Raw genomic sequence first — 23,940 nt, forward strand, 5'->3', positions numbered from 1 at the left:
GCGCTGGTCAGGCAATGTCGCGCGGGGCGCCGTCGGGGCGGGCGCGCGCGTCGTGCCTGTCGTCGCGGTCCTCCGGTTCCGGGGAATCAGGCGGGTTCCGGTTGCGGCTCCGCCAGCCGCGCCGGTGCTGCTTCCGGTTCCCACGCTCTGGCGGTCCGTACGTAGCAGTGGATCACCGAGGCCATCGCCAGAAGGAGAAGCGGGCCGAACGCCCACGGGTGTTCGGCCATTTTCACCGGCAGGTAGCGGTACGCCAGCAGGAGCGCGGCGAAGACCGTCGTGCCGTGCGCGACCAACTGGATTCCCGACCGGTCCCAGCCACGGTCGAACGAGCGCAGAGCCGCCTCGACCGTGAGCGAGAACACCACGCCGGCGACGAGATCCACGCCGTAGTGGTAGCCGAATCCCAGCGTCGCGCTGAGCGTGGCGACCAGCCAGAACGTGCCCGCGTAGCGCAGAATTCGGGGTCCCTTCCGGGAATGGACGAAAATCGCGGTTGCCCAGGCCGTGTGCAGGCTGGGCATGCAGTTGCGCGGGGTGAGCTCGTCGAAGGGCATCGGGTGAGGGGCGTCGACCGGCGGCGGCGTGTGCGGCCACAGGTCGGCCAGCGCCCAGTGCGCGCCGCCGGTGCCGAAGGCGCCGGGACCGTAGGCGAACACCGGCCCGACCACCGGGAAGATCATGTAGACGGCGGGGCCGAGGAGGCCGATGGCCAGGAAGGTCCGCACCAGATGATGGCGCGGGAACCGGCGCTCGGCCGCCACGTCGCGCAGCTGGTGCAGCGCGACGACGACCGCGGCCACCGCGAGCTGGATGTAGACGGCGTCGAGCACATGGGGGCCGACCGGGCCGGTGGCCCTGACGATCCGGCCTGCCAGCCACGACGGGTTGCCCAGCGCGTGATCGGCGGTCGCCACGTACTGGTCGAGCACCATCGGGCGGGTCTTCGCCGTGATGAGCAGCCAGGTGTCGCCGGTCTTGCGGCCGGCCACCAGCAGCAGGCCCAGCCCGACGCCCTTCAGCAGCAGCACACGTTCCCGGCCCGTGCGACGCATGACGGCGACGACCCCGCAGCCCAGCATCACCCACAGGGCACCGTTGCCGAAGGGATGGCCGTCGGTCACCTCGACGCCGAGCGCCCACCGCACCAGCGCGAAGGCGATGTCGACGCCGATCGCGGCGGCGAGCGCGAGGAACCGCTGCCGCCAGGTCAGGACCACCATCATCAGCGCCAGGCCGGCGTACAGCAGAAATCCCGATTTCGGCGGGAATATCACCTCCTGTACCTGGTTGGTGAGCGGCCCCGGCAGGCCGTAGCGGCGCGCGGCGAATTCCAGGGCGATGAGGAATCCCAGGATGGCCAGGCCCGCCGCAATTCTGCAGTTTCTTCGCGAAAACACCCGCGGCGCTATGGATATCAATTGTTGTTGTCGGCTTGTTCAGATGTAAGGACAGGCGATGAGGTGCCCGTCATGATTCGATCATGTTAGCGGAGCGGTGCGGGCGGATTCGGGGAATCGGTGAAGACCGCCGCTGCCCCGCGCTGTTGCGGGGGGAGTGGCCCGGCGGTGCAATCAAGTGTGAGGCACTTCGGCGGCAGCGGGCCCGCCGGCCGCCCCGCTCCCGGGACGGGGGCCGGCCGGAAAGGGCTCAAGAGCGACGCCCTGGACATGTTCTCCTCGGTGGTCATCGGGGTGGCGTCCACCGCTCCCGCCTACAGCCTCGCCGCGACGCTGGGGCTCATCGTGGCGGCGGTCGGTCTGCAGGCCCCGATCGTCACGATGCTGTCGTTCGTGCCGATGCTGCTCATCGCGTACGCCTTCCGGGAGCTCAACGCGAGCAACGCCGACTGCGGGACCACCTTCACCTGGGCGACCCGCGCCTTCGGCCCGCGCACCGGCTGGATGGGCGGCTGGGGCATCGTCGTCGCCAACGTGATCGTCATGGCGAGCCTCGCCGAGATCGCCGGCACCTACAGCTTCCGGCTGGTGGGCCTGGACTCGCTGGCGGAGGACCGGCTGTGGACCACCGTGGCGGGCATCGTCTGGATCGCCGTGATGACCACGGTCTGCTATGTCGGCATCGAGTTCTCGGCCGCCGTCCAGCGCTGGCTGCTGTGCGTGGAACTGGCGATGCTGGCCCTGTTCGCCGTCACCGCGCTGGTCAGGGTCTACACCGACCCGCCCCCGACGGCGATGCATGTCTCCGCCTCCTGGTTCAACCCCTTCGAGGTGTCCTCGGCGAAGGCCCTCACCTCGGGCCTGCTGGCGGGCGTCTTCATCTACTGGGGCTGGGACACCGCCGTCTCGATCAACGAGGAGACCGTCGACAGCACCCGCATCCCGGGGCGTGCCGCCGTCCTGTCCACCGTGCTGCTCCTGGTCATGTACGCGCTGGTGGCCACCTCGGCGCAGGCCTTCGCCGGAGCCGGCCGCTCGGGCATCGGCCTGGGCAATCCCGACCACTCCGACGACGTGTTCTCCGGACTGGGCGACGCCGTCTTCGGCAGCCACGGCACGGGCTTCGTGCTGTCGAGCCTGCTGATCCTGATGGTGCTGACCTCGGCGCTGGCCTCCACCCAGACCACCATCCTGCCGCTGGCCAGGACCGTCTTCTCCATGGCCGTGCACAAGGCCGTCCCCGCCCGGTTCGCCCGGGTCCACCGCAGGTTCCTCACCCCGACCTGGTCGACCGTCGGCATGGGGGCGGTCTCCATCGCCTTCCTCGTCCTGCTGACCACCTTCAGCGGGAACGTGCTGGCCGACTCGATCGACTCGGTGGGCCTCGCGATCACGTTCCAGTACGGGCTGACCGGGTTCGCCTGCGTCTGGTACCACCGCAGGGTCCTCAGCCGCAGCACCGGGGACCTCGTCTTCAAGGGGGTGCTGCCCGGCCTGGGCGGGCTGATCATGCTGGGTCTGTTCCTGTACGCCGCCCTCGTCTACGCGGACCCCGGATACGGCGCGACCAGTGTCGACCTGCCGCTCGTCGGACCGACCGGCGGTGTCACCGTCGTGGGCCTGGGCGCCCTGCTCCTGGGGCTGCTGCTGATGCCGGTGGTCACCCGTGGCCACACCGTCGCGCTCAAACTGCAGCGGAGCATGCTTCCGCGCGGTCTGCCGCCGCACACCGCCCTCGACTCGGCGAGCCGCTATCTGCCCGCCGACAGCGGGTCCGGGGTCGGCGGCGACTGGTACGACGTCATCCCGCTGTCGGGGGCCAGGGTCGGTCTGGTCGTCGGGGACGTGCTCGGCCACGGCATGCGCGCGGCGGCCACCATGGGACGCCTGCGTACGGGCGTGCGCGTCCTGGCCCGGCTGGACCTGACCCCGGACGAGCTCCTGTCCCGGCTGGACGACCTGTTCGAGCAGACCGCGCAGGAGCGGAGGGCCGGCCACGGCCCGGGCGACCGGAAGCCCAGGCCCGACGGAACACTGGGCGTGGCCTGTCTGTACGCGGTGTACGACCCGGTCTCGGGGAACTGCAGCCTGGCCCGGGCCGGGGAGCCGGTGCTGGCCGTCGTCGAACCGCACACGGGCGTCGTCGACTGTCCGCGGCTGCCGACCGGGCCGCCGCTGGGAGTCGTCGGCGTGCCCTACCAGAGCACGGAACTCCAGCTCCCGCCGGGCAGCCTCGTCGCCCTGTGCACGGGCGGCCTCCTCCAGTCCGCGGGCGATCGCGACACCGGGCTCGCACAGCTCTCCCGGGTCCTCGCCGACGGCCGAAGGCCCCTGGAGGAGCTGTGCGACCGCGCGGTGGCCACCCTCCTGCCCGGACCGGTGGACGAGGACGCGACACTGCTCCTGGCCCGCACCCGCCTGCTCGACCGCAACCAGTTCAGCCAGTGGGAACTGCCCCCGGACCCGGCGGCGGTGGCCGGCATCCGCACCGCCGTCAGCAAGCAGCTCGGCGACTGGGGGCTGGACGACCTGGCGTTCACCAGCGAGCTCATCGTCAGCGAACTGGTCACCAACGCCATCCGCTACGTCGGCGGCCCGGTCCAGGTACGCCTCATCCGCGACCGGAACCTGATCTGCGAGGTCTCCGACACCGGCCACACCACCCCCAACCTGCGGCACGCCGCCAGTGATGACGAGGGAGGCCGGGGCCTGTTCATCATCGCCCAGATGACCCACCACTGGGGCACGCGCTACACCACCACCGGCAAGACGATCTGGACCGAACAGGACCTCACGCCGGCGGACGGCCAGGCCCTGTAGGCCCCGGCCGTCAGCCACCGATCCGCTGCACGTCCCGGGTCATGGAGGCCGCCACGGCGGACACGACGGCGGTCGCGGCGAGGCTGCCCATCATGATCAGGACCACGCCGACCCCGGATTGACCGGTGGAGTCGTCCGACCAGTCGTAGCCGGCGGCGAACGTCAGGCCCAGCGTGATGCCGAGCACGACGCCCGCGAAGTGGCGCCGGTACGCCGCCCAGCACGCCGGTGCCAGCAGGGTCAGCGCCAGCCCGATCACCTGCCACGCCTGGTACGGGCCGCTCACCGTGCCATCGGGATGCTCGTCGTATTTCTGGTCCCAGCCCAGCCAGGCGGCCCACGCCGCCGCCGATGCCCCGGCCAGCACGAGGACCCACAGCAGGGGAAGAAGGGGTTTCAGCACTCTTCGTCGCATGGCCCCAGCCTTTCGGCAGCGCCCCGCACCGGCCAGAGCGCGAGTACTCAGCCGTACCTGAGTACCTCGGCAGTACATCGGCCATGGGCGGACCGGGGGCGCCGCACGGATAATCTACCGACACGAAGGGCCGACGTCGGGGAGGTCCGTACAAGGCGTTTGGGGAGACTGGTCCAGTGTCGAGGCGTAAGGTGCCCGCGGGCGCCTGGATAACCGGGCTGTTGGTCGGGGCGCTGGCCGCAGTGTTCGTACTGTCGTTGCAGGCGCGGAAGAACATCCCGGCCGGGGGACTGGCCGCCGGGGCCTCCCCGGCGCCCAGCGTGAAGGCCTCCCACCCCGCCGCGCCCAAGGCGCCCGAGCACAAGGTGCCCGCCGGCTCCGGCACCGGGCGCAGGGTGGTGTACTCCGTGGGGCAGAAGCGGGTGTGGCTGGTCGGGGCCGACGGGAAGTCCCGGCGCACGTTCGCCGTCTGGCCGGGCACGCTGACGCCGTCCAAGGGGGCCTACACCGTCACGTTCCGGCGGGAGACCGGGACCGGCAGCGACGGCGTGCAGATAGAGAACGCCGTGTACTTCGGGACCGCCAACGCCTTCTCCAACGCCGTCGACGGCTCCTCCCCGTCGCCCGACCCGAGTCTGCGCACCGGTGCCATAAGGGAGCGCGCGGCGGACGGCAAGGCGATGTGGGACTTCGCCGCCAAGGGCACGCCCGTCCAGGTCGTCGGTTAGCGCCCGCCGGCACGGATCCCCACCGGCCGCCGCCCGGGAGACCGGTGGAAACCCACGGTCGCCGGGGCACGTACTCTTGGTAGGAGTACCACCGCTCTCACGAAGGACTAGGACACTGGGCAAGCGACAGCCCGAAGGCCCGCCGCCCGCACCCGCGGTGCAGCGCATCCGACTGCGCTACACCAAGCGCGGCCGCCTCCGGTTCACCAGCCACCGTGACTTCCAGCGCGCCTTCGAGCGTGCGCTGCGCCGCGCCGAGGTGCCCATGGCGTACTCGGCGGGGTTCACGCCGCACCCGAAGGTGTCGTACGCCAATGCCGCACCCACCGGCACGGGCAGCGAGGCGGAGTACTTGGAGATCGCGCTCGCCGCGCCCCGTGACCCGCAGATGCTGCGCGACCTGCTCGACGAGTCGCTGCCCCCCGGGCTCGACATCGTCGACGCGGTCGAGGCGCGGACGTCAGGACTCGCCGACCGGCTGACGGCTTCCGTGTGGGAGCTCAGGCTGGACGGCGTCGACCCGGCCGAAGCCGAGCGGGCGGTGGCGGCCTTCAACGAGGCCGGCACCGTCGAGGTCCAGCGCACGACCAAGAACGGCGTCCGCACCTTCGACGCCCGGTCCGCGGTCGTGAGCCTGGAGAGAGTGACAACACAGAGTCAGCAGGCTGATAGGCCTGGAGACCAGCCCTGTGCGATACTGCGGCTGGTTGTTCGGCACGTGACGCCTGCCGTACGACCCGACGACGTCCTGTCCGGACTCCGCGCCGTGGCCGACCTGGCGCCGCCGGTCCCCGTAGCGGTGACCAGGCTGGCGCAGGGGCTGTTCGATGAAGAGACCGGCACGGTGACCGACCCGCTCGCGCCCGACCGCGAGGCAGCACAGGCCCTCACAACGGCCGCTGCCGCCGCGACGGTGCCGGCGACGGAAGGCTCCGCGTAGGACGGACGTCGTAGCGCCGCCCTGGTACTCGGGAGCCACCTGGGTCGGGCAGCGCACCGACCACAAGACTTTCGCCAGGCCGTAGGCGACAAGGCATACGGAACCGGCGAGACAGGACAAGAGAGCTCCCGTGTGGCGCCCGCGCCCCGGACGGCGGCACCGCGCACCGCGCGAGCCGCGGACGTCAACGGCGGTCGACAAGATCGACGCCGGGCCAGGCGCGGCGCCCGGGAGCCTGACGGGAGAAACGCCCGCATGCTCGAACCGACCGAACCCGCAGAGTCCTCGACGGACTCCGAACTGAACACCCCGAGCGACACCCTGCCGCCGCGTCGTCGGCGCCGGGCCGCTTCCCGCCCCGCGGGACCGCCCGCCGGGGCCGAGACCCCGGCCGAGGTCACCGCGCCGGCCATACCGGCCGCCGAGGCCGACGAGGTCGAGGAGAAGGTGGCCGCCGAGGCGCCCGCCGCCGAGGCCCCTGCCGCTGCCGCCGTGACGGAGGCCGCGCCCGCCGGGCGTCCGCGCCGCCGTGCGACCCGCCGGGCGTCCGCGCCGACCGGATCCCCGGCGTCCGCGGAGACCGTCGAGACGGTCGTACCGGCCGCTGCCACCCCGGCCCCTGTCGAGGCCGCGGAGAAGGCCGGGGAGACGGCCGAGGAGAAGGCCGTGGAGGAGACCGCTCCGCCTCGTACCCGCCGCCGTGCCACGCGCCGCGCGTCCGCCCCGGCCGGTGCGCCGGCGTCGGCGGAGGCCACCGGGGCCGAGGCCGCTCCGGCCCCGTCCGCCGAGGTTCCGGCCGCCGAGACGCCCGCCGCCGAGGCTCCGGCCGCCGTGGAGGAGGCCGCGCCCGCCGCGCGTCCGCGTCGCCGTGCGACCCGCCGGGCGTCCGCGCCCGCCGGCGCTCCGGAAGTCACCGCCGAGGCGCCTGCCGAGGCTGAGGAGAGCGCTGAGACTCCTGTGACCAGTGAGGTCGCCGAGGCTGCTCCCGATGTCCAGGCACCGGCCGCCGAGGAGGCCGCGCCGCGCCGTACCCGCCGCCGTGCCACGCGCCGTGTGTCCGCCCCGGAGGGGGCGGCCGAGAAGGAAACCGCAGTGGCCGAGGAGACCGCCGCCGAGCCCGCGCGGACCGCCGAGACGGCCGAGACCCCGCAGGCCCCCGCCGCCGAAGCACCGCAGGCCCCCGCCGAGGCCGCCGCCCCGCGTCGTCGCCGCCGGGTCGTGCGCCAGGCCGCGACCGGGTTCGCCGAGCCCGCGCAGCAGGCCTCCCAGAAGGCCGCGGAGGCCGACGCACCGCGCCGCCCGGCACGCCCGGCCGTGGCCGTGTTCCAGGCGCCCGTGTTCACCGAGCCGAGGTTCCAGACCCCGGAGCGCGCCGCCGCCCAGGCGGCCGCCGAAGCCGCCGAGGCCGACGAGGTCGACGAGGTCCAGGCGGCCGAGGAGCTCCCCGAGGAGCAGACCGGCTCGCGCCGCCGCCGTCGCCGCCGGGGCGGCGACGAGGCCGAGGCCCGGACCGACGAGACCGTGACCGCCGACCGGACCGACCGGACCGACCGGACCGACGACGCCGAGGAAGCGGCCGAGCCGGTCGAGGACGTCGCCGAGGGTGACGAGGTCGACGACACCGACGACACCGACGACACGGAGGAGACCGGTTCGCGCCGTCGTCGCCGTCGCGGTGGCCGGCGCCGCCGTCGCGGTGACGCCGTGGACGGCGAGGGCGGGGCCGGCGCGGACGCCGAGTCCGACGAGCTCGCCGCCGAGCAGGCCGAGCAGGACGCCGAGGACACCGCCGAGCAGGACGAAGAGGACGCCGAGGACGCCCGCGCCGAGGAGTCCGGCGGTTCCAGCTCCAGCCGTCGCCGTCGCCGCCGCCGTCGGCGCGCCGGGGACACCTCCACCGACGCCGAGCCCGGTGAGGGCGACCCGGAGCGCACCGTCGTCAAGGTCCGCGAGCCGCGCAAGGCCGCCGAGCCGTCCGACGAGGTGCAGTCCATCAAGGGCTCGACCCGCCTGGAGGCGAAGAAGCAGCGCCGCCGGGAGGGCCGCGAGCAGGGCCGCCGCCGGGTCCCGATCATCACCGAGGCCGAGTTCCTGGCCCGCCGCGAGGCCGTCGAGCGCGTGATGGTCGTCCGCCAGAACGGCGACCGTACGCAGATCGGCGTCCTGGAGGACGGCGTGCTCGTCGAGCACTACGTCAACAAGGAGCAGTCGACCTCGTACGTCGGCAACGTCTACCTGGGCAAGGTCCAGAACGTGCTGCCGTCCATGGAGGCCGCCTTCATCGACATCGGCAAGGGCCGCAACGCCGTCCTGTACGCCGGTGAGGTCAACTTCGAGGCGCTGGGCATGGCCAACGGCCCGCGCCGTATCGAGTCCGCCCTGAAGTCCGGTCAGTCGGTCCTCGTCCAGGTGACGAAGGACCCGATCGGCCACAAGGGCGCCCGTCTGACCAGCCAGGTCTCCCTCCCGGGCCGCTACCTCGTGTACGTGCCCGAGGGTTCGATGACCGGCATCAGCCGCAAGCTCCCCGACACCGAGCGGGCCCGGCTGAAGAGCATCCTCAAGAAGATCGTCCCCGACGACGCAGGTGTCATCGTGCGCACCGCCGCCGAGGGCGCCAGCGAGGACGAGCTGCGCCGGGACGTCGAGCGGCTGCAGGCGCAGTGGGAGGACATCCAGAAGAAGTCCAAGAACGGCAACGCCCCGACGCTGCTGTACGGCGAGCCGGACATGACGGTCCGGGTCGTGCGCGACATCTTCAACGAGGACTTCTCCAAGGTCATCGTGAGCGGCGAGGACGCGTGGGAGACCATCCACGGGTACGTCTCGCACGTCGCCCCGGACCTCGCCGAGCGGCTGTCCAAGTGGAACTCGGAGGTCGACGTCTTCGCCACGTACCGGATCGACGAGCAGCTCGCCAAGGCCCTGGACCGCAAGGTCTGGCTGCCCAGCGGCGGTTCGCTGGTGATCGACCGGACCGAGGCGATGGTCGTCATCGACGTCAACACCGGCAAGTTCACCGGTCAGGGCGGCAACCTCGAGGAGACGGTCACCAGGAACAACCTGGAGGCGGCCGAGGAGATCGTGCGCCAGCTCAGGCTGCGCGACCTCGGCGGCATCATCGTGATCGACTTCATCGACATGGTGCTGGAGTCCAACCGGGACCTGGTGCTGCGGCGCCTGCTGGAGTGCCTGGGCCGGGACCGTACGAAGCACCAGGTCGCCGAGGTCACCTCGCTGGGCCTGGTCCAGATGACCCGCAAGCGGGTCGGCCAGGGCCTGCTGGAGTCCTTCTCGGAGACCTGCGTCCACTGCAACGGCCGCGGTGTCATCGTGCACATGGAGCAGCCGACCTCCACCGGGGGCGGCGGCAAGCGCAAGAAGCGCGGGCGCGGCGGCGACGGCCAGGTGACCGAGCAGGAGACGGTGTCCGTGGCCACGGGGGTCGCCGAGACCGCCGAGGAGGAGGCCGAGAACGAGGCCGTGGCGGAGGTCGTCGCCGAGGTCGCCGAGCCGGTGGCCCTGCCCAGCCCCGACTTCTCGCCGGACGAGGAACTGTTCAGCAGCGTCGCCGAGGCCGAGGCCGCCGCCACCCGGGGTCGCTCGCGCCGCCGGGCGGGCCGGCGGGCGTCCGCTCCGGCGGGCACGCCCAAGGCGGAGACCCGCAGGCCGGAACGCCGTGACGCGGCACCCGTGACCGAGGCCGACGAGGCCGTCGAGGCCCCGACCGCCCAGGACGTCTCCGCGGCGGCGGAGGCCGAGCGTCCGGTGCTGCCGGAGCCGGCCGCCCAGGCGCAGGCCGAGCCCATGGCCGTCGAGGACCCGGTCGTGCCGCCCGCGGAGCCCGAGGCTCAGGCCCCGGCCGCCGAGGAGGCCGCGCCCAAGGGCCGTACGCGCCGCCGGGCGACCCGCAAGGTGTCGGCACCGGCCGGCTCCCCCGCGGGGGCCGAGGCGGTCGTGGTGACGGTCACCGAGCCGGCGGCGCCCGCCGACGAGACCCCGGTGGCCCAGTCCGAGACCGCGGCCCCGGCCGAGGAGGCGCCCGCGGAGAGCGCCGCCCCGGCCCGTCCGCGCCGCCGTGCCGTGCGCAAGGCCACCGCGCCCACCGCGCCCGAGGAGACGGCCGTCGTGGTCGTCCCGTCGGCGGAGGCACCCGCCGAGGCCCCGGCACCCGCCGAGGCCGCCGAGGCGGAGGAGGCCGCACCGGCCAAGAAGACGGCCCGCAAGGCCGCGAAGAAGGCCACCGCGAAGAAGGCCGCCACCAAGACGACCGCGGCGAAGAAGACCGCGGCGAAGAAGACGGCGGCCAAGAAGACGACGGCCAAGAAGGCGGCGAAGACGACCACCGCCAAGACCGCCGCGAAGAGGACGTCGAAGAAGACCGCGGCGGCGGAGCAGACCTCGCCGTCCGTCTCGGTCACGACGGAGGACTGACCCGGCCCTCTCCCACAGGGGCCGTCACGTCGCGGAGCAGCGCGGGACACCGGATCCACCGGTGTCCCGCGCTGCCGTTTTCCTGACCGGTGGTCAGTCGGGGACGATGAGGTCGATTCCGTACGCCGCCACCGCCAGGCACGCGGCGAAACAGAGCACCGCGGCGCCCGCGGCCACCCGCGCCGGCACGCCGCCCGACGAGCCGCCGCGCAGGCCGTCCTCCGACGAGCCGTCACGCAGGCCGTCGGCACGGTTCCAGGCCGCGATGCCGAGGGAGAACAGCACCACCACCGCCAGCGTGGCGCCGAAGCTGGCCAGGGAGACGGCCCCGAGGTTGTGCCACTTGATGTCCATCTCGCGCCTCCTTCCGCGGCTGCGGGAGCCATACGGGCCGCGGTGATCACACCGCGGACGGGCCGGCGTACTCGCTTTCCCGGGCCGGCAGCTCGTTGACGTTGTCCGGGCTGACCGGCCGGCGCCGGGACAGGACGTAGAAGCCCGCCGCCGCGGCCACGGCCACGGCCGCCACCACGATCACCCCGAGGTCGCCCCGGCCGGCCACCCAGGCCGAGACACCGCCGACCGCGGCCGCGGCCGGCAGCGTCAGGACCCAGGACACCGCGATCCGCCCGGCGACGCCCCACCGCACCTTGGCCAGCCTGCGGCCGAGCCCCGAGCCCATGATGGCGCCGGTGCAGACCTGCGTGGTGGACAGCGCGAAACCCAGGTGCGAGGACGACAGGATGACCGCCGTCGCCGTCGTCTCGGCGGAGAAGCCCTGCGGGGCATGGATGTCGGTCAGGCCCCTGCCCATGGTCCGGATGATCCGCCAGCCGCCGACGTAGGTGCCCAGGGAGATCGCCAGCCCGGCGGTGAGCACCACCCACCACGGCGGCTGCGATCCGTGGGGGAGGAAGCCGGTGGAGATGAGGGCGAGGGTGATGACGCCCATGGTCTTCTGCGCGTCGTTGGTGCCGTGGGCCAGGGCCACCAGGGACGCCGATCCGACCTGTCCGGCACGGAAACCCCTGTTGACCCCGCGCTCGGCGGTGCGCTGGGTGATCTTGTAGGCCAGGTATGTCGCGGTCAGGGCCACCGCGCAGGCCAGGATCGGTGAGGCGATCGCCGGGATCACGACCTTCTCCAGCACCTGGCCGAAGTGGATCGCCGATCCGCCCGCTCCCACCCACACCGCACCGATCAGTCCGCCGAACAGCGCGTGCGACGAACTGGACGGCAGGCCGAAGAGCCAGGTCGTCAGGTTCCACAGGATCGCACCGATCAGACCGGCGAAGATCATCACCAGGGAGACCTTGGAGTCGTCGACGAGACCGTTGGAGATCGTCGTGGCCACTTCCGTGGAGAGGAAGGCGCCGGCGAGATTCAGTACGCCGGCGACCGCGACGGCCGTCCGGGGGCTGAGGGCTCCGGTCGCGATGGACGTCGCCATCGAGTTGGCGGTGTCGTGGAAACCATTGGTGAAGTCGAATGCCAAGGCGGTCAGTACGACCGCCAGGAGAAGAAAAGAGATACTCTGCACCGCCGACGACCTCCCGCCCGGCGCGGCAACATGCGAGGAAAACCCCTTCCGTCATCCATCCTGACGGGACCGCCGCCGCACGCAACCGCAGAGCCGCGGCCCCGCCTGCTCGACGCCGGTTTGACCGGCATGGTCCCGCCCCGTAACCTTGACCGTCGGCGTGTCCACTGACGTGCCACATCCCCGTAAACCTCTTCCTCCCGGCCGGTCGGCCGGGAGAGGCCGCTCGTGGTCGAGCGGCTGGACTGCGGGGGTGCCGTTTCCCGAGCGAGAGAGTGAGATCCGCGTGTACGCCATCGTGCGCAGCGGTGGTCGCCAGCACAAGGTTGCTGTCGGCGACATCGTTGAGGTTGACAAGATTTCCACTGCCAAGGTTGGCGACACGGTCGAGCTCTCGACCCTGCTCGTTGTCGACGGCGACGCTGTGACCAGCGACCCGTGGGTGCTGGCCGGCATCAAGGTCCAGGCCGAGGTCGTGGACCACCACAAGGGCCAGAAGATCGACATTCTGCGCTACAAGAACAAGACCGGCTACCGCCGTCGTCAGGGCCACCGCCAGCAGTACACGGCGATCAAGGTCACTGAGATCCCCACGGCTGCGAAGTAAGGGACTGAGGAGAAATGGCACACAAGAAGGGCGCATCGTCCACCCGGAACGGTCGCGACTCCAACGCTCAGCGGCTCGGCGTGAAGCGCTTCGGCGGTCAGGTCGTGAGCGCGGGTGAGATCCTGGTCCGCCAGCGCGGCACCCACTTCCACCCGGGCGCGGGCGTCGGCCGTGGCGGCGACGACACGCTGTTCGCGCTGCAGGCCGGTGCGGTGGAGTTCGGTAGCCACCGTGGCCGCAAGGTCGTGAACATCGTTCCGGTCGCCTGATCCCAGGCACAGACCGAACGCTTTCGCGAGGCGGACCTCACTTCCCGGTCGGGAAGGCAGGTCCGCCTTTCGCGTGTTGAGCGTGTTGAGGCAGTAACCCACTTGTACTTTTTCTGGAGGCACTGAACCATGACCACCTTCGTGGACCGCGTCGAGCTGCACGTCGCCGCGGGTAACGGAGGTCACGGCTGTGCCTCCGTCCACCGTGAGAAGTTCAAGCCGCTGGGCGGCCCGGACGGCGGTAACGGCGGCCGGGGCGGCGATGTGATCCTCACCGTCGACCAGTCGGTGACCACGCTGCTCGAGTACCACCACTCCCCGCACCGCAAGGCCACCAACGGCAAGCCCGGCGAGGGCGGCAACCGCTCCGGCAAGGACGGCCAGGACCTGGTCCTGCCGGTGCCGGACGGCACCGTCGTCCTGGACAAGGCGGGCAACGTGCTGGCCGACCTGGTCGGGCAGGGCACGTCGTACGTCGCCGCGCAGGGCGGCCGGGGCGGTCTCGGCAACGCGGCGCTGGCCTCGGCCCGGCGCAAGGCGCCCGGGTTCGCGCTGCTCGGCGAGCCGGGCGACCTGGGCGACATCGTGCTGGAGCTGAAGACGGTCGCCGACGTGGCGCTCGTCGGCTACCCGAGCGCCGGCAAGTCCTCGCTGATCTCGGTGCTGAGCGCGGCCAAGCCGAAGATCGCCGACTATCCGTTCACCACCCTCGTGCCCAACCTGGGTGTCGTCACGGCCGGTTCGACGGTGTACACCATCGCCGACGTGCCGGGGCTGATCCCGGGCGCCAGCCAGGGCAAGGGGCTGGGCCTGGAGTTCCTGCGGCACGTGGAGCGGTGCAGCGTGCTGGTGCACGTGCTGGACACGGCGACGCTGGAGTCCGACCGTGACCCGGTGTCCGACCTCGACATCATCGAGGCGGAGCTGCGCGAGTACGGCGGGCTCGACAACCGGCCCCGGATCGTCGTCCTGAACAAGATCGACGTGCCCGACGGCAAGGACCTCGCCGAGATGGTGCGGCCGGATCTGGAGGCGCGCGGTTACCGGGTCTTCGAGGTGTCGGCGGTGGCGCACATCGGGCTGAGGGAGCTGTCGTTCGCACTCGGCGACCTGGTCGCGAGGGCGCGGGCCGCGAAGCCGAAGGAGGAGGCGACCCGGATCGTCATCCGGCCGAAGGCCGTGGACGACGCGGGCTTCACGGTCACCCGCGAGGAGGTCGGCGGGGAGCTCCTGTTCCGGGTGCGCGGCGAGAAGCCCGAACGCTGGGTCCGGCAGACCGACTTCAACAACGACGAGGCCGTCGGCTACCTCGCCGACCGGCTGAACCGCCTCGGTGTCGAGGAGCAGCTGATGAAGGCGGGTGCCCGCTCCGGGGACGGCGTGGCCATCGGGCCCGAGGAGAACGCGGTCGTCTTCGACTGGGAGCCCTCGGTCATGTCCGGCGCGGAGATGCTGGGCCGGCGCGGTGAGGACCACCGCTTCGAGGAGCAGCGTCCCGCGGTCCAGCGGCGCCGTGACCGCCAGGTCGAGCGCGACGAGTCCCTCCGGGAGTTCGGCGAGTTCGACCCGTTCGAGTGAAGTCGCCGACGCCCTGGCCGGGATCGGCCTTCCCAGGCTGAACACTCGTCCCCAGAATGACATCTGACGTTCCGTAAGGCCCGTTGTGGCAAGATCACGCCTTTCGCGGCGTGCCCGTGCCGCAACGGGTCTTCTCTTGTTGCGCTTTTGTCATGCTCGCGAAGGGTCCCGTTCAACGGGCGGACCGTCCGGCCGTGGGAGCTTCCGAATGTCCGAAGAGATCACCGTGGCAGAGGAGTCAGCGAATGACCGCAGCATCGCCCGACCGACGCCGCCTTCTGACCGCCGGTGCCGCCGTCGTCGGCGCCGCGGCCTCCGCCCAGCTCTGGCTCCCGACCACCGCACGGGCGGCCGGAAGCACGCTGCCGGACGGGGTCTTCAGCCTCGGCGTCGCGTCCGGGGACCCGCTGCCGGACGGCATCGTGCTGTGGACCCGGCTCGCCCCCGACCCGCTGAACGGCGGCGGCATGCCCGACAGCGCGGTCCCGGTGGAGTGGGAGCTCGCGGACGACGAGCGGTTCAGAAAGACCGTGCGCCGGGGCGTCGCCCAGGCCCAGCCCGAGTTCGGGCACAGCGTTCACGTGGATGTACGCGGACTGCACCCGGGGCGCACGTACTGGTACCGCTTCCGCAGCGGCGGCCAGGTCTCGCCCACCGGCCGCACCCGCACCGCGCCCCACCCGCACCGCAAGGGCGGCTCGCTGCGCGTCGCGCTGGCCTCCTGCCAGAACTGGCAGCACGGCTACTTCACCCCGTACGCCGACATGCTCGCCCAGGACCCCGACTTCGTGCTCTTCGTCGGTGACTACATCTACGAGTCCTCGCCCTCCGCGACGGCCGTGCGCAGGCACGAGGGCAAGGGGGAGCCGTACAGCCTGGTCCAGTACCGCAACCGGTACGCCCAGTACCGCTCGGACCCCGACCTGGCGGCGATGCACGCGAACGCCCCCTGGGTGGTCACCTTCGACGACCACGAGGTCGACAACGACTGGGCCGGGGAGATCCCGCAGGACCCCGACAAGCAGCCGCACGACGCGTTCGTCGCCCGGCTGACGGCGGCCTTCCAGGCGTACTACGAGCACATGCCGGTCCGCGCCACCGCGATCCCGAACGGCCCGCACATCCGGATGTACCGCCGCCTGGAGTTCGGCCGTCTGGCCCGGCTCAACGTGCTGGACACCCGGCAGTTCCGCAGCGACCAGGCCACCAGCCAGGCCGGCGCCCAGGACCCGTCGATGACCATGCTCGGCGCGGACCAGAAGGAGTGGCTCCTCGACGGGCTGCGGGACTCCCCGGCGCGCTGGAACATCATCGCCTCGCAGATCATGCTGGCCGAGACCGACCTGCAGCTCGGTGAGGGCAAGCTCTGGTACTACGACGCCTGGGACGGCTACCAGGTCGAACGCAACGCCCTCCTCAAGGAGTTCACCGGCATCCGCAACCCGGTCGTGCTCAGCGGCGACCGGCACCTGACGATGATCAGCGACCTCAAGGAGGACTTCGCCGATCCGGAATCCGACGTCGTCGGCGCCGAGTTCGTCGGCACCTCCATCTCCAGCAGCGGTGACCAGGACCAGGCCGCCTTCCACGCCCAGTGGGACCCGCTGAAGGCGGACAACCCGCACTGGAAGGTGATCGACGCCCACCGCGGCTACCACCTCTTCGACATCCGTCACGGCGGCATCGACGCGCAGGTCCGTGTCGTGGACACCGTGCTCAAACCCCAGGCGAACGCGAGCACGCTCGCCGCGCTGCGGGTGGAGTCGGACGAACCCGGGGTCCGGGTCGTGTGAGCCGCGCGCGGCATATGAAGTCCGTGTGAGGGGCCTGGGACACATCCGTGTCCCATGCCCCTCTCCGTATCTTCCGCAGCACAAATCCCGATGTGGAATTCCGGGGCATTGAACTGCCCGGCGGGCACTATTCCGCGCTCGTTCGCGACGACGCGGTCTTGCATATGGAGAACGCGTGCGGTCCGAACCCGCGAGGCACGGGGATCCCCCGGCCGGTCGCCGCCGCAGGAGCCCGGCGGCCTGCCGGGCGTCGTGCGCGCCCGGGCCGTGGACCGCCGCCGGATCGGGGCATGCGGAACCTGTGGAGTTACTCACAGCAATTCCGCGGAACTGACAAAGAGGGCATCGTCCTTCACCAGCGGTGCAAGGTGAATGAGAGGTTGCGCGCACATATGCGGCGCCGGTCGCTCACCTTGCACTGCGGTAACCCGAAGTGGGACCATTTCCGGGTTCCCTGTCGCCCCGAGGTAGGTCACCTGTGTCACAGCACATAGCCAAGCCCCGTACCACCGCAGTGATCCTGGCCGGTGGCACCGGTCAGCGCGTGGGTCTGTCGATCCCCAAGCAGCTGCTGAAGATCGCCGGCAAGGCAGTCATCGAGCACACGCTGACCACCTTCGAGAACGCCGACTCGATCGACGACATCATCGTGCTGATGGCGCCGGGCTACGTGCCCGACGTCGAGAAGATCGTCGCCAAGGCCGGGTTCACCAAGGTCAAGAAGATCATCGAGGGCGGCTCGACACGGAACGAGACCACCGAGCGCGCCATCGACGCCCTCGGTGAGGGCCTGGCCGAGGGCGAGGACGTCAACGTCCTCTTCCACGACGCCGTCCGCCCCCTGCTGTCGCAGCGCGTCATCGACGACTGCGTGGCCGCGCTGGAGCGCTACGAGGCCGTGGACGTGGCCATCCCGTCCGCGGACACCATCATCGTCACGCGCACCCACGGCCAGGACGGCGAGTTCATCACCGAGATCCCGGACCGCTCCCGGCTGCGCCGCGGCCAGACCCCGCAGGCCTTCAAGCTGTCCACGATCAAGCGGGCCTACGAGGTGGCGGCGGGCGACCCCAACTTCCAGGCCACCGACGACTGCTCGGTCGTGCTCAAGTACCTGCCGGACGTGCCGATCCACGTCGTGGCGGGCGACGAGTACAACATGAAGGTGACGCAGCCGGTCGACGTCTTCATCGCCGACAAGCTGTTCCAGCTCGCCTCCACCGCGGCGCCCGAGCAGAACGGCGACGACGCCTACCGCGAGCTGCTCACCGGCAAGACCGTCGTCGTCTTCGGCGGCTCGTACGGCATCGGCAAGGACATCTCCGAACTCGCCGAGTCCTACGGCGCCAAGGTCTACGCGCTGGGCCGCTCCACCACGGGCACCCACGTGGAGAACCCGGAGGAGGTCGACGACGCACTGTCCAAGGCCTACGCCGAGACCGGCCGGATCGACTACGTGGTCAACACCGCGGGCGTGCTGCGCATAGGCAAGCTCGCCGAGACCGACAACGCCACCATCGAGGAGGCGCTGAAGGTCAACTACCTGGCGCCGGTGCAGATCGCGCGCTCCTCCTACAAGTACCTGGCGGAGACCAACGGCCAGCTGCTGCTGTACACCTCCAGCAGCTACACCCGCGGCCGCGCCGAGTACAGCCTGTACTCCTCCACCAAGGCGGCCATGGTGAACCTCACCCAGGCGCTGTCCGACGAGTGGGCGGGCGACGGCATCCGGGTCAACTGCATCAACCCCGAGCGCACCGCGACCCCGATGCGCACCAAGGCCTTCGGCCAGGAGCCCGCGGGCAGCCTGCTCTCCTCCGAGGCCGTGGCCCGTACCTCGCTCGACGTGCTGCTGTCGGAGCTGACCGGGCACGTCATCGACGTCCGTCAGCAGGACCCGACGGCGGGCGCCGCGCAGGCCTCCGGCTTCGAGCAGGCGCTGGCCTCCGTCCTGGACCGTCAGGACGGCGTGTAATAATCGACGGTAATCAGATTTAAGGAATTCAGGCCTCTGCGGGCACCCGTTCACCGGGCGTTCGCAGAGGCCTGAATCCGTACACCTTGCAAATCGCCCGCAAACCCGCACCATTCCCGAACAAGACCGGCACTTCCCCTCCCAGAGCAGGTTTCTCCGTGATATCCACCGCTATACGCGTGGCCCGGGTGGGCAGCGCGGCAGAGCTCGCCGCGGCGGCCCTCATGATCCTGGGCTTCCCGGCGCTCATGCTGGCCGCGCTCGTCCCGAGTGTGTACGCCTTCGCGGCCGCGGCCGCCGTGACGTACCTGGCGGACCACTATCTGCACCGCAAGGGCAGCTACCTGATCAACCGCCTCAGCAAGGTGCGGGCCGGCCTGTCGATCCGCTTCCTGATCCGGCAGTTGCTGCTGATCCTGCTGCTGGCCCGGCTGTCCCTCTCGGACAACCTGATCTTCTACGGGGCCATCGCCTGCTTCATCGCCTTCTACGGTCTGCAGGCCCCGCACGGCGCGCTGGTCACCCTGATCCGCAACCGCCGCCGGATGCCGGTCGCCACCCGCAACGTCGACCTGAAGTCCCGTATCCGCATCCCGGACGCGCCGCCGCGCCGCCTGCTGCACCGCTCCGCCGAGAAGATGCTGCACCTCGACCTCGCGGCCGTCGCCGGCCTGCTGGTCTCCGGAGTGATGGACACGGCCGTCGCCGGATTCATCGGCATCGGCCTCACCATCGGCCTGGGCGCGCTGTACGTGCTCGCGCTCGTGCCGTACGTACGCGGCCGGAAGACCCCGCCGAAGGCGGAGCAGGTGCTGGCCGCCGTCGACGACTGGCTGGCCGAGTACAAGCCCGAGACGGTGCTGTACTTCTCCGGCTCCAAGGACTCCGCGTACCAGGTCAACATGTGGCTGGAGACGATGGAGCAGCTGGACACCCGGCCGCTGATCCTCCTGCGCGAGCGGGTCATCCTCAACAACCTGGCGCCCACCACGGTTCCGGTCATCTGCGTGCCCGGAGGGGTGCACCTGATGAACATGGACCTGACCACGGTGCGGGTCGCGCTGTACGCGGCGAACGTCGGCAAGAACATCCACCTGCTGCGCGTCCCCACCATGAAGCACGTCTTCATCGGTCACGGCGACAGCGACAAGCTCGCCAGCGTCAACCCGTACAGCAAGGTGTACGACGAGGTGTGGACCGCCGGCCGGGCGGGCCGCGACCGCTACGCCATCGCCGACGTCGGCGTCCGCGACGACGACATAGTCGAGGTCGGACGCCCGCAGCTCGCACCGATCCGGACCTGGCAGGGCGTGCCCGAGGGACGTATCCCGACCGTGCTGTACGCCCCCACCTGGGAGGGCTGGGACGGCAACCCCGGCAACACCTCGATCGTGCTCGCCGGTGAGAACATCGTGAACAGGCTGGTGACGGCCGACCCGCCGGTCCGTGTCCTGTACAAGCCGCACCCCTTCACCGGCACGGTCAGCAAGGAGGCCGGCGCCGCCCACCGGCGGATCACCGCCCTGGTGGAGAAGGCCGCCGCCGAGCGCGCCGCCGACCCGCGCTTCACCGTCGACACCGCCGCCCAGGACCGCGCCAAGGCCGAGCTGGCCCGGATCGAGGCCCGCCTCGCCGAGCTGTCCGGCAAGGGCGGCGACAGGGGCGACGAGGCCGAGGCCAGCCGGGACGGCCTGGTCGACGCCGCCCGGCACGAGGAGGTCGCCCGGCTGCGCGCCGAGTGGAACACCGCCTACTGGGGCGCCTTCCCGACCTGGGAGCACCGGGTCATCAAGGGCGCCGAGCCGCGTCTGTACGACTGCTTCAACGTCTCCGACGCCATGGTCTCCGACATCTCCAGCGTGGTGTCCGACTTCATCGCCAGCGGCAAGCCGTACGCGGTGACGGACTCGGCCGAGGTGGGCGTGGAGGAGTTCAAGCGGCAGAACACGGCGGTGCGCGCCGCCGTGATCCTCTCCAACAGCGCGGCCGAGCTGGGCGGGCTGCTGGACGCCGTGCGCGACCCGGCCGCCGACCCGCTGGCCGCCGACCGCAAGGAGCTCAAGCAGTACCTGCTGGGCCCGGACGAGCCGACGTCCATCGACCAGTTCAACGCGGCGGTGGCGGCCCTCGCCCTCAAGTCCGAGGCCCGCAACGCCGGTCAGGAGACCCGTCTGGCCGGCGCCAACGTCGACCCCGCCGAGACGGCCGAGCTGACGAACGCGGTGCCCGGTCAACGGCTGCCGTCGGCCGGTGAGTCGGACGGTGTGACCGCCTGACCCGTCCGGCCGCCTGATCCGTCCGGCCCCGAACGGTCCCCGAGGACTCCCGTCCTCGAGGGCCGTTCTCTTGTCCGGCTCTTACCGCGCCCCCTGAGCAGCTCTTACCGCCGCTCCGTACAGTCCGGTGCCGCCCGCCGCGAAACGAACCTGTTCCGTCGCTGTGTGACGTACGCCACTGATTCCGGGTGTTGGGGCAACCGCTTCACGTGGCCACTCGTCTAACTGACCGCTAACCAGGGGTTTCGGGGACATGCTCCATAGGCCATGGAGAAACGTGACAAGGGGGAAACGTGACCGTCGTGACGCAGCCTGATGTGACCGTGATCATCGGGGCGTACGAGGCGATGCCGTACCTGGTCGAGTGCCTGGCTTCGGTCGAGGCACAGACCATCGACCCGGAGCGCATCGAGGTCATCGCGGTGGACGACGGCTCGACCGACGGGACGGGGGAGTACCTGGAGGAGTTCGCGGCCCGCACCGCCATGCCGGTCACCGTGATCCGGCAGAAGAACTCCGGCGGTCCCAGCGGTCCGCGCAACGTCGGCCTGAGCAAGGCGTCGGGGCGGTACGTGTTCTTCCTGGACGCCGACGACCGGCTCGGCCCTCAGGCCCTGGAGCGCATGGTCGCCATGGCCGACAAGAACGGCACCGACGTGGTCCTGGGCCGCGTGGAGGGCGTCAACCGCACGGCGCCGAAGTCGATGTGGGGCAAGACCCTCGACCGTACCGACGTCTTCTCGTCCAACATCAAGTTCACGCTCAGCGCGCAGAAGCTGTTCCGCCGCGAGCTGCTGGAGCGGCACGGCATGCGCTTCGACGAGTCGCTGTGGACCGGCGAGGACGCGCTGTTCACGATGGAGGCCTACCTGCGGGCCGACGGCGTCTCCGTCGTCGCCGACCACACCTGCTACTACCTGGTCGGCCGCGACGACGGCAAGCACGTCACCAAGTCCGGCAGCTACACCCTGCGCTTCGACTCCGCGCGCGCCCTGATGGACCTGATCACGCGGATGGTCCCGGCCGGCCCCAAGCGGAACATGCTCATGGTCCGGCCCTTCCTCATCACCCTGCTGCCGCAGTTCGGGCCCAAGTACCTCAAGGACAGCGAGGAGGTGCGGCGGCACAAGCTGGAGCTGGCCAAGCCCCTGATGGACGCCCACTGGAACCCCGAGGTCGCCCGGCTCCTGAAGGTCCACGAGCGGCTGCGGCTGCACCTGGTGGCCATGCAGCGGCCCGAACTCCTCGCGGACGTCATCGAGTTCGTCAGGGCGAAGAAGCAGGCCGCCGCCATCCTGGAGAAGCGGGGCACCGAGGTCTACCTCGTCTACCCGCACTTCCGTTCCAGGAAGGCCGGCATCCCCGACTGGGTGTACCTCGCCGAGGCGCGTGAGGCCCGGGCCTTCGAGGGATACCGGGAGGCCGCCGCCAACTCCTTCCTGCGACGCGCGCTGCGCAAGGTACGGCGCTCGCTGCCCAGGGCGGGCTTCACGGCGGCGGCCTGACCGGACCGGAGCGGGAGCCCCGGCTCCTCGGGGCTCCTACTGCCGCCCGCCCTGCAGGGCCCGCTTGATGGGGCGGCCCACCACGCGGCGGGCGCGGCGGTAGACGCTGGCGGCGGGGGCGACCTGCACGGCCTTGGCACCGGTGTTCGCGGTGGCCTTCGTCTTCGCCTTGGCCGACTTCGCTCCCGCCCGCGCCAGCTCCCTGCGCAACTGCGCGTTGTCCTGCGACAGTTCGCTGACACGGCCGTACAGCCAGCCGAACCGGGTGGTCAGGGAGTCGACGTCCATGTCGTTCCAGGGGCGGATGCCCGGCGGGAACGACAGCGACCGCATCCGCTCCTCGAAGGCCGCGCCGCCGTCGCCGTGCGTGAAGGTGTTCTCCAGTCCGTTCCTGTCCAGGAACCCGGTGAACCGCTCGAAGCGCTCCCCGTGCCCGCCGACCAGCGCCCCGAAGTCGGCCTTCGCGTACAGCCGGGCGGGGTCGGTGGCCTCGGGGTCCTTGACGACCTCGGCGAGCAGCCGGTGCGGGATGCCGAAGTACCGGCACAGCTCCAGCGTCCGCGAGTCCCCGCACAGCACGGTCGCCGGCGTGCCGGCCAGCAGCGCCGCGATGTTGCCGTGGATCCGGGAACCGAAGGAGAAGTCGAACGCCCGCAGGTCGTCGATCCAGGTGAGGGGATCGATGTACACGCGGACCTTGCCCTCCCGGTACATCGGGTGGTCCGGGTGCGTCGGCATCGCGGTCACCTCGGCGTTCGGGTCCGACAGGTCCCGCCAGTGCAGTTGCCGTGCGTCGCTGAGGTTCTGGCCGACGAAGCGCAGGTTCGGATAGCGCTCGTGGGTGCGGGCGACGATCCGGTCCAGGCCCTGCTTCCGCACCGCGTTGTGCGAGCCGTTGACGGCGATCCGCGACTGGGCCGTCAGCTCCGCCGCCTCCTTGCGCACATCGAGCCGGCGCCCGTACATGAACAGCGAGGGGCAGCCGATGACCTCGACGTCCCGGAAGCCCATGTCCTTGAGGTACTGCTCGGTGAACTCGCCCCGCACACCGATCGACGCACTGCGGTCGAGCACCGCCGCGCAGAACTCGCGCACGGCCGGTTCGATCCGCTTCAGCCGCTCCGGGTTGTAGTCCGCCCCGGTCTGCGCACCGACCCCGAGGACCACCACCGGGATCCGCAGCCGGCCGATGAGCCGGGTCAGGCGCTTCAGTCCGGCCTCGAACGACGGCCTGAACGCGTTGGCGAGCGGTACGACGAAGGCGTCGTACTCCTCGTTGATCCGGCCCGCCGCGGACGCGTCGCTCCCGATGCCGTTCGAGACCACCTCGGTACCGGGTGTCTCGAGGATCTTGTGGGCGGCGTCGCTGAAGATCAGGTTGCCGGAGTTGGTGGCTATGACATCTCTGTGGAGGGCCTCCTCCAGGGGGACGACGTCGTAGGGGCTCTTCCCCGAGCGGAGGAGTATGCGCTTCACAGGGCGAACGTTAGGTGACACACCTTCAAATTAAGTTTGCGTGGACTTTGATTTCTATATGCAACCAGCACAACCTTTTTGCCGTACGCGAAGAGTGATCATGTGGTCACCGACGCCGGTCGGGGGCCTGTCCGGGGGGTGAAACCGGCGCGCGCCGATCGATCTCTTTCGCGTAGATTGCCGG

The 23,940-nt window shown here is 71.0% G+C and carries 16 protein-coding genes; 11 read left to right on the forward strand and 5 right to left on the reverse strand.

Annotated elements, in window-relative coordinates:
- Positions 1-86: 86 nt before the first annotated feature.
- On the reverse strand, positions 87-1,400 hold the full coding sequence (locus ACFY0F_RS01355; protein ID WP_388787124.1) for a phosphatase PAP2 family protein: 1,314 nt from the start codon (positions 1,398-1,400) through the stop codon (positions 87-89).
- Positions 1,401-1,568: 168 nt separating this feature from the next.
- Here ACFY0F_RS01355 and ACFY0F_RS01360 point away from each other — a divergent pair, with 168 nt between their 5' ends.
- Entirely contained in the window at positions 1,569-4,220 is a 2,652-nt protein-coding gene (locus ACFY0F_RS01360) for an amino acid permease (RefSeq protein ID WP_388787127.1), read from the forward strand.
- A gap of 10 nt (positions 4,221-4,230) precedes the next feature.
- Here ACFY0F_RS01360 and ACFY0F_RS01365 read toward each other — a convergent pair whose 3' ends face one another.
- Complete coding sequence (locus tag ACFY0F_RS01365) at positions 4,231-4,635, reverse strand: hypothetical protein (protein WP_388787130.1); 405 nt, start codon at positions 4,633-4,635, stop codon at positions 4,231-4,233.
- Between the two features lie 176 nt (positions 4,636-4,811).
- Here ACFY0F_RS01365 and ACFY0F_RS01370 point away from each other — a divergent pair, with 176 nt between their 5' ends.
- The 3 genes from ACFY0F_RS01370 to ACFY0F_RS01380 all read left to right on the forward strand — a co-directional run bounded on the left by ACFY0F_RS01370 (position 4,812) and on the right by ACFY0F_RS01380 (position 10,737).
- Entirely contained in the window at positions 4,812-5,363 is a 552-nt protein-coding gene (locus ACFY0F_RS01370; protein ID WP_388787133.1) for a hypothetical protein, read from the forward strand.
- A gap of 157 nt (positions 5,364-5,520) precedes the next feature.
- The gene (locus ACFY0F_RS01375; RefSeq protein WP_388787136.1) at positions 5,521-6,303 is read left to right on the forward strand and encodes a TIGR03936 family radical SAM-associated protein; all 783 of its coding nucleotides are present in this window, start codon (positions 5,521-5,523) and stop codon (positions 6,301-6,303) included.
- Between the two features lie 255 nt (positions 6,304-6,558).
- Positions 6,559-10,737, forward strand: coding sequence for an Rne/Rng family ribonuclease (locus ACFY0F_RS01380; RefSeq protein ID WP_388787139.1), 4,179 nt, complete (start codon positions 6,559-6,561; stop codon positions 10,735-10,737).
- 93 nt (positions 10,738-10,830) lie between these two features.
- Here ACFY0F_RS01380 and ACFY0F_RS01385 read toward each other — a convergent pair whose 3' ends face one another.
- Positions 10,831-11,091 carry a hypothetical protein gene (locus ACFY0F_RS01385; RefSeq protein WP_388787142.1) on the reverse strand — a complete coding sequence of 87 codons (261 nt, stop codon included), beginning with the start codon at positions 11,089-11,091 and terminating at the stop codon, positions 10,831-10,833.
- 46 nt (positions 11,092-11,137) lie between these two features.
- Positions 11,138-12,277, reverse strand: a complete 1,140-nt coding sequence (locus ACFY0F_RS01390; RefSeq protein ID WP_388787145.1) for an anion permease — start codon at positions 12,275-12,277, stop codon at positions 11,138-11,140.
- Positions 12,278-12,563: 286 nt separating this feature from the next.
- Between ACFY0F_RS01390 and rplU the strand changes: the two genes are divergently transcribed.
- The 7 genes from rplU to ACFY0F_RS01425 all read left to right on the forward strand — a co-directional run bounded on the left by rplU (position 12,564) and on the right by ACFY0F_RS01425 (position 22,280).
- The gene (gene rplU / locus ACFY0F_RS01395) at positions 12,564-12,884 is read left to right on the forward strand and encodes a 50S ribosomal protein L21 (protein WP_003990208.1); all 321 of its coding nucleotides are present in this window, start codon (positions 12,564-12,566) and stop codon (positions 12,882-12,884) included.
- 14 nt (positions 12,885-12,898) lie between these two features.
- Complete coding sequence (gene rpmA, locus ACFY0F_RS01400) at positions 12,899-13,153, forward strand: 50S ribosomal protein L27 (RefSeq protein ID WP_365884299.1); 255 nt, start codon at positions 12,899-12,901, stop codon at positions 13,151-13,153.
- Positions 13,154-13,282: 129 nt separating this feature from the next.
- Positions 13,283-14,731: a GTPase ObgE gene (gene obgE, locus ACFY0F_RS01405; protein ID WP_388787148.1), complete on the forward strand. Its 1,449-nt coding sequence runs from the start codon at positions 13,283-13,285 to the stop codon at positions 14,729-14,731.
- 245 nt (positions 14,732-14,976) lie between these two features.
- Complete coding sequence (locus tag ACFY0F_RS01410) at positions 14,977-16,524, forward strand: alkaline phosphatase D family protein (RefSeq protein WP_388787150.1); 1,548 nt, start codon at positions 14,977-14,979, stop codon at positions 16,522-16,524.
- 478 nt (positions 16,525-17,002) lie between these two features.
- Complete coding sequence (locus ACFY0F_RS01415; RefSeq protein ID WP_388787153.1) at positions 17,003-18,499, forward strand: D-ribitol-5-phosphate cytidylyltransferase; 1,497 nt, start codon at positions 17,003-17,005, stop codon at positions 18,497-18,499.
- Positions 18,500-18,687: 188 nt separating this feature from the next.
- Positions 18,688-20,775 carry a hypothetical protein gene (locus tag ACFY0F_RS01420; protein ID WP_388789132.1) on the forward strand — a complete coding sequence of 696 codons (2,088 nt, stop codon included), beginning with the start codon at positions 18,688-18,690 and terminating at the stop codon, positions 20,773-20,775.
- A 293-nt stretch (positions 20,776-21,068) separates the two neighbouring features.
- On the forward strand, positions 21,069-22,280 hold the full coding sequence (locus ACFY0F_RS01425) for a glycosyltransferase family 2 protein (RefSeq protein ID WP_388787156.1): 1,212 nt from the start codon (positions 21,069-21,071) through the stop codon (positions 22,278-22,280).
- 36 nt (positions 22,281-22,316) lie between these two features.
- On the opposite strand, the gene ACFY0F_RS01430 is transcribed toward ACFY0F_RS01425, so the two are convergent.
- Positions 22,317-23,756 (reverse strand): polysaccharide pyruvyl transferase family protein, encoded by a 1,440-nt coding sequence (locus ACFY0F_RS01430; RefSeq protein ID WP_388787158.1) that lies wholly within the window; start codon positions 23,754-23,756, stop codon positions 22,317-22,319.
- Positions 23,757-23,940: the final 184 nt, after the last annotated feature.

The sequence above is a fragment of the Streptomyces sp. NPDC001544 genome, assembly GCF_042894285.1.
Taxonomy (GTDB): domain Bacteria; phylum Actinomycetota; class Actinomycetes; order Streptomycetales; family Streptomycetaceae; genus Streptomyces.